The sequence below is a fragment of the Pseudomonas sp. FME51 genome (genome assembly GCF_014897305.1).
The window spans coordinates 86,162-97,738 of the sequence record NZ_JABUYN010000015.1; the positions used below are offsets into that span (position 1 = coordinate 86,162).

At 58.0% G+C, this 11,577-nt stretch carries 11 protein-coding genes; 7 read left to right on the forward strand and 4 right to left on the reverse strand.

Annotated elements, in window-relative coordinates:
• Positions 1-31 precede the first annotated feature (31 nt).
• The 3 genes from INT39_RS20050 to INT39_RS20060 form a co-directional block, all read right to left on the reverse strand.
• A complete protein-coding gene (locus tag INT39_RS20050) occupies positions 32-829 on the reverse strand; it encodes a Crp/Fnr family transcriptional regulator (protein WP_193075739.1) in 798 nt (265 codons plus the stop codon).
• A 142-nt stretch (positions 830-971) separates the two neighbouring features.
• On the reverse strand, positions 972-1,238 hold the full coding sequence (locus INT39_RS20055) for a TfoX/Sxy family protein (RefSeq protein ID WP_193075740.1): 267 nt from the start codon (positions 1,236-1,238) through the stop codon (positions 972-974).
• A 181-nt stretch (positions 1,239-1,419) separates the two neighbouring features.
• Complete coding sequence (locus tag INT39_RS20060) at positions 1,420-2,964, reverse strand: AAA family ATPase (RefSeq protein ID WP_193075741.1); 1,545 nt, start codon at positions 2,962-2,964, stop codon at positions 1,420-1,422.
• 122 nt (positions 2,965-3,086) lie between these two features.
• On the opposite strand from INT39_RS20060, the gene mrcB reads away from it, so the two are divergent.
• The 3 genes from mrcB to INT39_RS20075 are packed head-to-tail and all read left to right on the forward strand — an operon-like array spanning position 3,087 to position 6,408.
• Positions 3,087-5,411: a penicillin-binding protein 1B gene (mrcB, locus tag INT39_RS20065; protein WP_193075756.1), complete on the forward strand. Its 2,325-nt coding sequence runs from the start codon at positions 3,087-3,089 to the stop codon at positions 5,409-5,411.
• A 23-nt stretch (positions 5,412-5,434) separates the two neighbouring features.
• A complete protein-coding gene (locus INT39_RS20070) occupies positions 5,435-6,073 on the forward strand; it encodes a tetratricopeptide repeat protein (RefSeq protein ID WP_413468953.1) in 639 nt (212 codons plus the stop codon).
• The gene (locus INT39_RS20075; RefSeq protein WP_319021395.1) at positions 6,073-6,408 is read left to right on the forward strand and encodes a YqcC family protein; all 336 of its coding nucleotides are present in this window, start codon (positions 6,073-6,075) and stop codon (positions 6,406-6,408) included. The genes INT39_RS20070 and INT39_RS20075 overlap by 1 nt, the downstream gene beginning before the upstream one ends.
• On the opposite strand, the gene INT39_RS20080 is transcribed toward INT39_RS20075, so the two are convergent.
• A complete protein-coding gene (locus INT39_RS20080) occupies positions 6,399-6,845 on the reverse strand; it encodes a DUF4124 domain-containing protein (RefSeq protein WP_193075743.1) in 447 nt (148 codons plus the stop codon). The two genes, INT39_RS20075 and INT39_RS20080, sit on opposite strands and share 10 nt — an antisense overlap.
• A gap of 436 nt (positions 6,846-7,281) precedes the next feature.
• On the opposite strand from INT39_RS20080, the gene INT39_RS20085 reads away from it, so the two are divergent.
• The 4 genes from INT39_RS20085 (at position 7,282) to pssA (ending at position 11,524) form a co-directional block, all read left to right on the forward strand.
• Positions 7,282-9,006, forward strand: a complete 1,725-nt coding sequence (locus tag INT39_RS20085; protein WP_193075744.1) for an acetolactate synthase 3 large subunit — start codon at positions 7,282-7,284, stop codon at positions 9,004-9,006.
• Between the two features lies 1 nt (position 9,007).
• Positions 9,008-9,499, forward strand: a complete 492-nt coding sequence (gene ilvN / locus INT39_RS20090) for an acetolactate synthase small subunit (protein ID WP_193075745.1) — start codon at positions 9,008-9,010, stop codon at positions 9,497-9,499.
• A gap of 48 nt (positions 9,500-9,547) precedes the next feature.
• Positions 9,548-10,558 (forward strand): ketol-acid reductoisomerase, encoded by a 1,011-nt coding sequence (ilvC, locus tag INT39_RS20095; RefSeq protein WP_193075746.1) that lies wholly within the window; start codon positions 9,548-9,550, stop codon positions 10,556-10,558.
• Between the two features lie 123 nt (positions 10,559-10,681).
• Positions 10,682-11,524, forward strand: coding sequence for a CDP-diacylglycerol--serine O-phosphatidyltransferase (gene pssA, locus INT39_RS20100; RefSeq protein ID WP_193075747.1), 843 nt, complete (start codon positions 10,682-10,684; stop codon positions 11,522-11,524).
• Positions 11,525-11,577 lie beyond the last annotated feature (53 nt).

Consider the following 11,577-nt stretch of genomic DNA (forward strand, 5'->3'; position numbering starts at 1 on the left):
TTATCATTTGCATGTCAAGCAATCGAATGAATTAATTCACCGCCAGCTGTTTGTAGTGGGTCAATTCCTTGTTCATCAAATCTATCCGCCGCGCCATGCTTTCAATCAGGCTATGGGCGATACGCGGGTTGCTCTGCATCAGCGCCAGGAACTGTTCCTTGGGAATCATCATCACCGTGGTGGGTGCGCTGGCAATGACGGTGGCTGAACGTTTTTCCCGCGTGAATAGCGCCATGGCGCCAAAGATCTCGTCCTTCTGTACATCGCCGACCTTGATGCCGCCGACGAAGGCTTCTGCATGTCCTTCGGTGATGATGAAAACATGGCCTGCGTCATCGCCTTCGCAAATCAATACTGCGCCCGTTGCAAAGTGCTGGAAGCCGGTAGTCGGGCGCATATCCGAAGGCTTGCTGCGAGCCAGTGCATCAGACATCAGCGCAGCCTGGCCGAGGATATAGTGGGTGAACTGCTCCTGGCGGATATTGCTGGCGTGGATATGGCGGAACAGGGCCTCGCGATCATAAGGCATCAATACCAGAGGTTCGTCGCTCATATAGACGCAGGGGGCGGTATTGAGACCTTGGCGCAGGCCGATAAGATCGCCTTCCTGCAGATAGAACAGAGGTTTTCCGTCGATCCATGCGTGCAAGAGCCCACTTTTCAGCAAGTACAGATTCTTGTTGCCCACCATGCTGTAAAGATCATCTACCGATTCCAGTCTGATCGGCTCGGCGCAGGGTTCAAGCCCCTCGAGAAGCTGCGCAGGTATGCGCTGCAGGGTGCTGATCAGCTTTTCTGCATAGGGAGGTTGGTCGCCGATGAGATACATGCCTAATTCCTTTTATCCGGGTCATGAACTGCCGTAACCATACTGCAATTCCTTCTGTTTCCGCCAATGGAAAAGCGCGGTCGAGTTGGCAAAACCGGTTACTGACAAGCTACGGCGTGGTCGTAGTGAATATCAGCCTGCCTTAAGGGTTCTGCTGTTCTTCCAGTTGCTGCAACAGCTGTTGTTTATAGATTGGATCGAGCTGGTTCCAGTGCACATCCTGCAGGGCGCCGGCGATGGCGAACAGCAAGGTCCGGGATGCTCCGAAGCCGCGTGAACGGACCGCGCAATAGGCCGCGACCGGACCGCGCCGGCGAAGCTCTTCGGCGCTGTGTATGCCGCTGGCACGCAGCCATTGCACCGAGGTCTTGCCGAGATTGCGCAGGGTGAGGAGTTCATTCTCTGCCATGGCCACCTCGCTGCCGGAATGGGCGAACGGCTGGCATGCAGCGAGATGAGGACGTAGAGCGGGCGCCGGTTGAGACAGCCGGCTTGATTCTGATTTCTGGCATGGTTTCGGGCTTCTTTTTATTGGTTCCCGATAACCAGTGTAGTGGCCGCCAGCTGATCCGTACAGCTGGCGGAGTTGCTCACACCCGAGTGCTGAGTTGTTCGGTGAGCTGATCGATGCTGCCGCGCTGTTCGGTATCGACAAGCAAGGTGATTTGCTGTTCGTCCTCATTCAGGGACTCCAGCTGCTCCAGCTGGTGGCGAACGACATGAATGTCGGCATCGGATGGATCGCCACCCTTGCGCTGGCGTTCATTCAGCCAGATTTCGATGGTATCCAGCGATGCCTGGCAATGCAGGATCAGGCAGGGCGCTCCCTGATCTTCGATGGCCTGACGGACTTGCTGGCGCTGAGCCTGCTGCAGGTGAGTGGCATCGACTACCACCGGATAGCCGGCTGCGAGAATCTGGGCGGCGAGTTGGGCCAGGCGGGTGTAGGTCTGCTGGCTCAGATCGGCGGAATACAGGCCAGCGTCCAGTCGACCATGACCGTCGCTGCCGAACAGGCGCTTACGTTCGATGTCGGAACGTATGCGGATGACCCCGAGGCGGCTGACCAGCTGTTGGCTCAAGGTGCTCTTGCCGGAGCCGGAGACGCCGTGGGTAAGCAGGCCGAAGCGGCGCGGAATCTCTGTGTAGCTTTCGGCCAGGGTAATATAACCATGGTAGCGCGTCATGATTTCCGCGCGTCGCTGCTCGGTGATATCCGGCGCAAGGCTCAACAGAGCTACTTTGGCACGCACCATGGCCCGGTGGGCCTTGTAGTAGTTCAGTACGCCCAGACCGGCATAATCCCCGGTGTGTTCCAGCCAGACATTGACGAACTGCTGTGAAAGATCCGACAGGCCACGGTCTTCCAGATCCATGGCCATGAAGGCCACATCACTCATGACATCAATCCAGCGGAAGGCGTCATTGAACTCTATGCAGTCGAAGAGGGTCACTTGTCCGTCAATAAGGGTGACGTTATCCAGATAGATATCACCGTGGCATTCACGAATAAGACCCTCGGCTTTACGTTGTGCCAGTTGGGGAATCAGTCGTTGGAAGGTAGTATGCGCCCATTGCTCGAGCTGTTCGAGCTGAGCCAGGTCGGCCGGGTCGCTCAACAGCGGACGGATCTGCTCGAAGTTCTGGGCTACGGGAGCGTGAACCTGTTCCGGCTGGCCCCAGATCGAATCCAGGGGCGCGCGTTCGATCTGTCGATGAAAATCGGCGAGCGTTGCCGCCAGCGAATCGATATGGGCTGGCGCAAGTTCGCCGGCACGCTGCATGTTGCCGAGCAGATCCTGCTGACGGAACTGACGGGTCTTGACCATGTACTCGATGGCCGGACCATCGCCGCGCAGGTTGGGCTCTGTTTCGCTGCCGTGGATGGCGATAACGTCCAGGTAGAGCTCGGGCGCGAGGCGGCGGTTCAGGCGCACCTCTTCAGCACAGAAGTGCGCCCGTTGTTCGAGCGTGGAATAATCGAGAAAGCCGAAATTGACCGGCTTCTTGATCTTGTAGACAAAGTCGCCGGTGAGAATTACCCAGGAAATATGGGTTTCCATCAGCGTGAAACCGGTAACCGGATGGTCGTATAAGGCCGGGTCTTGCAGGGCAGTCAGCAGTGTCTGGCTCACGTTGGATCCTGTAGTGGCTTGGCAATGTGGGCATTATGAGGGTTGGTGGCAGCGAGGCCAACCATCGCCGACGTTCGCAGGTGCGGGCGCGGCCTCCCGAGACGTGGAGTGATCAGGGAATTATGGGTAGAAAACGCAGTAAACGGACCGCCCGCAAGGTCGGGTTCTGGAGGCGCTGGTCAGGCCTGCTATGGAAACTGGCTCTGGTGGGGCTGGTATTGTTTGCCGGCCTGGCAATCTACCTGGATGCCGTGGTTCAGGAGAAATTCTCCGGCAAGCGTTGGGCCGTGCCGGCTAAGGTATTTGCTCGGCCGCTGGAGCTGTATGCCGGCCAGAAACTCAATCGTGATGACTTTGTGACCGAGTTGTCGGCACTGGGTTACCGATCGGTTTCGGCAATCAATCAGCCGGGGCAGATGTCCGTCGCTGGCGGCCGGGTAGACGTATACACTCGCGGCTTTCAATCCTTTGAAGGCTCCGAGCCGGCACAGCGACTCACTGTGCGCTTCAATGGCCAGCAGGTCGCGGGGCTGTCAGGTAACGGCGAGGTGGTCATGGCCCGCGTCGAGCCGCTGATGATTGGCGGTATTTATCCTGCGCATAATGAAGATCGGATTCTCATCCGCCTGGACCAGGCTCCTCCCTATCTGGTGGAAGCATTGGTGGCGGTCGAGGATCGGGAATACTTCCAGCACTTTGGGGTGTCGCCCAAAGGCATAGCTCGTGCCGCCTATGTCAACTTCACTGCGGGTGGCGTAGTGCAAGGCGGCAGTACGCTGACCCAGCAGCTGGTAAAAAACTTCTATCTGAGCAGCGAGCGCAGCCTGATCCGCAAGGGCACCGAGGCGATGATGGCAGTATTGCTGGAGTTGCATTATTCCAAGGAAGCCATTCTCGAGGCCTACCTGAATGAAGTCTTCCTCGGGCAGGATGGACAGCGTGCGGTACACGGTTTCGGGCTGGCCAGTCAGTACTATTTCGCCCAGCCGCTGCATGAACTGGAGCTGCATCAGGTGGCGCTGCTGGTCGGCATGGTCAAAGGGCCATCGCTGTATAATCCGCGCCGTCAGACGGAGCGGGCCAAAAAGCGCCGTGATCTGGTCATTCAGATGCTCGAGGAGCAGGGTGTCATCAGCGATGAGCAGGCGCGTCTGGCGATCAATAAACCTCTGGATGTCACTGTCCGCGGTAGTATGGCCGATACCAGTTACCCGGCGTTCATGGACCTGATCAAGCGCCAGCTGCGTGAGGATTACCAGGACGACGACCTGACCAGTGAAGGCCTGCGAATTTTCACCAGCTTTGATCCGCTGCTGCAGCTGAAGGCCGAAAAGGCCGTGGCAGCCTCATTCAAGCGTCTGGGTGAGCGGGCCGACAAGGAAATGGAAGCGGCGATGGTGGTGACCGGCGCCCAGACTGGCGAGGTATTGGCGTTGGTGGGCGGTCGCAACCCGCGTTTCTCGGGCTTCAACCGAGCCCTTGATGCCGCGCGGCCAATCGGCTCGCTGATCAAGCCGGCGGTTTATCTGACTGCGCTGGAGCAGCCGCAGACCTACTCGTTGATCACACCCGTGGATGACTCACCGATCACGCTGCCTGCGGAACAGGGCAAAACCTGGTCGCCGCAGAACTACAGTCGTGTGAGCCATGGCCTCGTGCCGCTGCACGAGGCGCTGTCCCGTTCGTATAACCAGGCGACTGTGCGCTTGGGGATGGACGTCGGTGTCGACAAGGTTCTGGAAACCGTCGAGCGCATGGGTGTACGCCACGGCTGGCCGGCCTACCCCGCCATGTTGCTGGGTTCCGGAGCGATGACGCCCATGCAGGTGACGGACATGTACCAGACCCTCGCCAGCGGCGGTTTCAACACCCCATTGCGGGCGATTCGCAACGTTCTGACGGCAGAGGGCGAGCAGCTGAGCCGCTATCCATTCAAGGTTCAGCAGCGCTTCGACTCGGCAACCATCTTCCTCATGCAGGAGGGGCTGTCCCGCGTCATGGCGGAAGGAACCGGACGCTCGGCCTATAATCAGGTACCGTCGAGTATCAGACTGGCGGGCAAGACAGGTACCACCAATGATCTGCGCGACAGCTGGTTTGCCGGCTTCTCTGATGACTTGTTGGCGGTGACCTGGTTGGGTCGTGATGATAATGGGCAGACACGTCTGACCGGCGCTACCGGTGCGTTGCAGGTGTGGAGTGCCTTCATGGCTGAGGCGCATCCAACCAGCCTGTCTGACGTGCCGCCCGGTGACATTGTGTATGCATGGGTTAATCGATTGACGGGTGAGGGTAGTGACCAGAGTTGTCCGGATACGGTGCAGATGCCATTCCGCGCCGGCTATGAGCCGCTGCCGGGACCGGGTTGCAGGCCGCTGATTGACACCGGACCAGTGAAGGAGGGTGCTGGTCGGGTGATGGATGTCATCCGCGGATGGCTGCAATGAACATGAGGAGCAAGGCGATGGGTATTAAGCGAATTGGCCTGCTGGCTGGCTGCATCATGGTACTGGCAGGTTGTGCTGGATCGGGGGGCTCCATCCCTGTGACGGATTCAGGGCGTCCGGTATCCAATGAGGATATGCAGTCGGGCGCGGGAATGTCGGCGCCTACGCCGCAGACACCACAAACGTCACAGCGGGATGAAGGTGGTGTGGTGGTGCTGGTTCCTGACGAAGATGGCGGCTCCAGTGCCATCGAGTCCTATCCGCTGGACAGTGCGCCGGTCAGCAGTCAGCCATCGAGCGGCGCTCCTTCAAGCGGCAGTTTGCAGCAGGATGAGCAGCTGGGTGGTCCGGTACTGGCGCTGCTGACCTCGGCCCGTCAGCATGAGGGCAGCGGCGACCTGAACAGTGCTTCTGCCAGCCTGGAGCGGGCGCTGCGTATCGCGCCGCGCGAGCCCCAGGTGCTCTACCGTTTGGCGCAGGTTCGTCTTGACCAGGGCGATGCGGCGCAAGCCGAGCAGCTGGCGCGCCGCGGGTTGTCCTATGCTGCCGGCCGACCTACGCTCCAGGCCGGTTTGTGGGGGTTGGTGGCGGATGCACGTGAGCGGCAAGGTGATGCTGCCGGCGCTGCGCAGGCGCGTCAGCGCGCCAAGGTGGCACTGTAGTGCAGCAATGGCACGCAATGGCCGATGCCCTGCTGGAGCTTGAGCGCGAGCTGCGTGCCTTGGAGCTGTGGTCTTCTCAGGCGCCATCGGCCGCAGACTTGTCCAGTCAGGAGCCCTTCTGTCTGGATACTCTGGATTTCGAGCGATGGCTGCAGTGGGTTTTCATTCCGCGCATGGCGGTTATCATTGAAGCAGGCGGAAGCATGCCGCCTGGCTGCAATATCCAGCCGATGGCGGAAGAATCCTTTGCTCATCTGGGGCGCCGCCGGCATGACCTTCTGTCAATACTGAAACGTATTGACAGGTTAGCCGCGGTGCTGGCGGGTCAGGGCTGATTTCGGCAGCTTTCCCGCAGATTGCCCTGCGCCTTACTGATCATCAGCTGGCGCTCGTCTTCGCCGATTCGCTCGATTTCACCGGCTGCCGTGGTACGGCGCAAACGCGGATTGTTGAGCAGCGTGTCGAGATTGCTGCGGATCTTTTCGCAGGCGGCGCTACGCTGCTCGGCTTCGGCGCGCTGTTGCCGACGTTGTTCGGCTGCCGTGTCTGCGACACGGGTGTCAGCTTTCAGTGGTAAGGAGGCGGGCGGGCGCAGTTGGCCGCTGGGCGGCGGTGGCGGTTGAACAGTGATCTGCCGATAATGGCTGCCTGTTGGTGGCAGCTGCCCGTATTGCGTCACTCCGCGTTCATCAGTCCATTGATACATCTGTTGCGCCAGTGCGCCGGTGCTCAGCAAACCCAGTGTCAGCACGGCGATCAGTGATTTCTGCATGCTATCTTCTTCCTTGTTTTATGCATCCAACCAGTTGGCCGGCTCGGCTACTATAGCCAATCATCGGGCGAGCGGTACATGGCAACCGTAAAGATGCGTATGCGGTTGGCTTTTGTTCAACTTGACTTGACTTGTTGCCGCTGAGTGTAAACAATTCGGGGTTCTCATAAGTGTGCTGTCGTTCGGGCCTACTCGGCATCCGGAGCAGTAGGCTTTGTTGCTCAATCCAGGAGGCGATAACCCGCTTACTCCTGGCCTGGCCCCGCACGCGCTACCTCGCGCTGGGTGAGACCCTTCCGGCTACCTGCTGGATTGCGTCTCCATTGCACGCAGTCAAGCTTTGCATGGCAACCACCGTTGCCACTGCACTGCCGAGCAGTAAACAGGTATCCTGCCGCTCGCTTGGAGTGAACGGCATGCTAGAGGTGATTCAAACGTGGAACTTTTATCCGGCGCTGAGATGGTCGTCCGCTCTTTGCGTGACGAGGGTGTTAAATTTATATACGGGTACCCAGGTGGTGCCTTGCTGCACGTTTATGATGCGATCTTCCGTCAGGATGACGTAACGCACGTGCTGGTACGCCATGAGCAGGCTGCCGCGCACATGGCTGATGGCTATGCGCGCGCCACCGGCCAGCCCGGCGTGGTGCTGGTGACGTCGGGGCCAGGCGCAACCAATACCATTACCGGTATTGCCACCGCTTATATGGACTCCATCCCGATGGTGGTCATTTCCGGTCAGGTTGCCAGTCACATGGTTGGTACCGACGCGTTCCAGGAAACCGACATGGTCGGTATTTCCCGACCGATCGTGAAGCACAGCTTCATCGTCAAGGATCCGCGTGATATTCCGGAGATCATCAAGAAGGCTTTCTATCTGGCTCAGACCGGTCGCCCCGGTCCTGTGGTCATCGATATCCCGAAGGATATGACCAACCCTGCCGACAAGTACGAGTACAGCTACCCGAAAAAGGTCAAGCTGCGCTCCTACAATCCAGCGGTTCGCGGTCATTCCGGGCAGATCCGCAAGGCGCTTGATATGCTGGTCGAGGCGCGTCGCCCGATCATCTATTCCGGCGGTGGCGTGATCATGGGTGGTGCGGCCAAGCAACTGACCGATCTGGGTAAGGAGCTGGGTGTTCCGGTGACCAATACCCTGATGGGCTTGGGTGGTTTTCCAGGTACTGATCGACAGTTCCTCGGTATGCTCGGCATGCACGGCAGCTACACCGCCAACGTGGCGATGCACCATGCTGACGTGGTCATGTGTGTCGGCGCGCGTTTTGATGACCGGGTCATTAACGGCGCTACCAAGTTCTGCCCGAACGCCAAGTTCATCCATATCGACATCGATCCGGCCTCCATCTCGAAAACTATCAAGGCGGACATTCCGATTGTCGGCCCGGTGGACAGCGTTCTAACCGAGATGCTGTCAATGACCCGTGAGCACAAGCTGCGTCCCAAGGCTGATGTGCTGGCTGCCTGGTGGAAGCAGATTGATGAGTGGCGTGGCGATGGCAAGATGTTCCCCTACGATATGGGTGACGGATCCATCATCAAGCCGCAGACGGTTATCGAAACCCTGTGGGATGTCACCAAGGGTGATGCCTATGTCACTTCAGACGTAGGTCAGCATCAGATGTTCGCTGCTCAGTACTATCCATTTGATAAGCCCAATCGCTGGGCCAACTCCGGTGGTCTGGGTACCATGGGCTTTGGCTTGCCAGCAGCCATGGGGATTCAATTGCACCATCCGGATGCAACCGTCGCCTGCGTTACCGGCGAGGGCAGTATCCAGATGAATATTCAGGAGCTGTCGACCTGTCTGCAATATGATCTTCCGGTGAAAATCATCACCCTGAACAACCAGGCGCTGGGCATGGTCCGCCAGTGGCAGGACATGCAGTACAGCAGCCGTTACTCGCATTCCTACATGGAATCGCTGCCGGACTTCATCAAGCTGGCTGAATCTTACGGTCACATCGGCATGCGTGTCGAAAAACCGGAAGATCTCAAGTCGGCAATGGAAGAGGCGTTTTCCCATACCAAGCGACTGGTGTTCATGGATATTCGCGTGGACAACACCGAGCACGTCTACCCGATGCAGATCGCGGGTGGCTCGATGCGCGATATGTGGCTGAGCAAGACGGAGCGTACCTGACATGAGATATATCATTTCCGTACTGCTGGAAAACGAGCCTGGTGCACTGTCTCGCGTGGTCGGGTTGTTCTCCCAGCGTAACTACAACATCGAAACCCTGACCGTAGCGGCTACGGAAGACCCGACGCTGTCGCGTCTGACGCTGACCACCATCGGCCAGGAAGATGTCATCGAGCAGATCACCAAGAACCTCAACAAGCTGATTGAGGTGGTGAAGCTGGTCAATCTGTCCGAAGGCGCGCATATCGAGCGTGAGCTGATGCTGGTCAAGATCAAGGCTACCGGCGCGCAGCGCGCCGAAGTCAAGCGGACCACCGATATCTTCCGCGGCCAGATTGTCGATGTGACCAGTAGCGTGTATACCGTTCAGCTTGCAGGTACGTCTGACAAGCTGGATAGTTTTATCGAAGCGGTTGGCCCGGCGACAGTGCTGGAAGTCGTGCGCACCGGAGTGTCCGGTATCGCGCGCGGTGAAAAGGTGCTGAGCATTTAAACAATATTAGTCTGTGGTCCGGCGGGACCCGCATAGAAGGGGATTTACATGCAAGTTTATTACGACAAAGACTGTGATCTGAGCATCATCCAGGGCAAGAAAGTTGCCATCATCGGTTACGGCTCACAGGGTCATGCCCATGCCTGCAACCTGAAAGACTCCGGCGTCGATGTTACCGTTGGTCTGCGCCCGGGTTCCTCCTCGATTGCCAAGGCCGAAGCTCATGGCCTGAAGGTCTCTGACGTACCGGCTGCCGTTGCGGCTGCCGACGTAGTCATGATCTTGACGCCTGACGAGTTCCAGTCCCAACTGTATCGTGACGAGATCGAGCCGAACCTGAAGCAGGGCGCTACTCTGGCCTTCGCTCACGGTTTCGCTGTTCACTACAACCAGGTCGTGCCGCGCAAGGATCTGGACGTGATCATGATTGCACCCAAGGCGCCGGGTCACACGGTACGCTCCGAGTTCGTGAAGGGCGGTGGTATTCCCGACCTGATCGCGATCTTCCAGGACGCTTCCGGCAACGCCAAGAATGTTGCTCTGTCCTACGCCAGCGGTGTGGGTGGTGGTCGTACCGGTATCATCGAAACCACATTCAAGGACGAGACTGAAACTGACCTGTTCGGTGAGCAGGCAGTTCTGTGTGGTGGCGCGGTTGAGCTGGTCAAAGCCGGCTTCGAGGTCCTGACTGAAGCAGGTTACGCGCCGGAAATGGCCTACTTCGAGTGCTTGCACGAGCTGAAGCTGATCGTTGACCTCATGTACGAAGGCGGTATCGCCAACATGAACTACTCGATCTCCAATAACGCTGAATACGGTGAGTACGTTACTGGTCCGGAAGTGATCAACGACGAATCCCGTGCTGCCATGCGCAATGCTCTGAAGCGCATCCAGTCCGGCGAATACGCCAAGATGTTCATCGCTGAAGGTGCACATAACTACCCATCGATGACGGCTGCACGTCGTAACAACGCCGCGCATCCGATCGAGCAGGTTGGTGAGCAGCTGCGCGGTATGATGCCGTGGATCGACAAGATCGTGGACAAGTCCAAGAACTGATTCCAGTTCGGGGGAAAAAACGCGGCTTCGGCCGCGTTTTTTGTTTGTGGTCGGTGTCGGCACTGGTCATTTGAAGGCCAAGTTGCCACACTGTATTATCCGGCAAAGTGTCAAGGAACGTATATGAAAGATGATCTGCAGCATGATTCAAACTTCGATGGGGATGGCCCGCACACGCTGTTGCCAATCGATGAGCATATAGAGGAAATGCCGGGGCCAGATGGCAAGAAGGTTCGTCATCGCGGCATCTACCTGTTGCCTAATCTGTTCACCACTGCCGCGCTGTTTTCCGGCTTTTACGCCATTGTCAGTGCCATGAATGGCAATTTCTCCCATGCTGCGATTGCCATTTTCGTGGCCATGGTGCTGGATGGACTGGACGGTCGGGTCGCACGTCTCACCAACACCCAGAGTGCATTCGGTGCAGAATACGATTCACTCTCCGATATGGTGGCTTTTGGTGTGGCGCCAGCGCTGATTGCCTTTACCTGGGCGCTGGACGATATGGGTAAGGTCGGATGGGTATTCGCATTCATCTATGTGGCTGGGGCGGCATTGCGTCTCGCACGCTTCAATACTCATATAGGATCGGAAGACAAGCGCTACTTTACCGGTCTGGCCAGTCCCTCGGCTGCCGGCCTGGTGGCGGGTATGGTCTGGGCTTTGAGTGATTTCGGTATTGATGGTGGTGATATTTCCGTTCTGGTGGGGATTCTGACTGCGCTGGGCGGATTGCTGATGGTCAGCAACGTCCGCTATTACAGTTTCAAGGATCTGGATATGCGCGGCCGGGTGCCGTTCTTTGTCATCCTGCTGGTGGTGCTGGTATTCGCCATAGTTTCGACTGACCCTTCGCGGATTCTCTGGTTCATCTTCATCGCCTACAGTCTCTCAGGCCCTGTTCAGGCCCTCTGGCGCTGGCGCCGTCGGGACAGTCAGGTAAATGAAACCGAGAAAGTTGAATAAACCCCTTGACGTAAAATCTGGCGGGTCTATAATTCGCCCCTCGCAAGCCGCGG

What these genes read in the sequence shown, in the direction of transcription:
- INT39_RS20050 (WP_193075739.1), bottom strand. Translation starts at nt 829, where the DNA reads ATGTATCTCATCGGCGACCAACCTCCCTATGCAGAAAAGCTGATCAGC.
- INT39_RS20055 (WP_193075740.1), bottom strand. Translation starts at nt 1,238, where the DNA reads ATGGCAGAGAATGAACTCCTCACCCTGCGCAATCTCGGCAAGACCTCG.
- mrcB (WP_193075756.1), top strand. Translation starts at nt 3,087, where the DNA reads ATGGGTAGAAAACGCAGTAAACGGACCGCCCGCAAGGTCGGGTTCTGG.
- INT39_RS20080 (WP_193075743.1), bottom strand. Translation starts at nt 6,845, where the DNA reads ATGCAGAAATCACTGATCGCCGTGCTGACACTGGGTTTGCTGAGCACC.
- ilvN (WP_193075745.1), top strand. Translation starts at nt 9,008, where the DNA reads ATGAGATATATCATTTCCGTACTGCTGGAAAACGAGCCTGGTGCACTG.
- ilvC (WP_193075746.1), top strand. Translation starts at nt 9,548, where the DNA reads ATGCAAGTTTATTACGACAAAGACTGTGATCTGAGCATCATCCAGGGC.
- pssA (WP_193075747.1), top strand. Translation starts at nt 10,682, where the DNA reads ATGAAAGATGATCTGCAGCATGATTCAAACTTCGATGGGGATGGCCCG.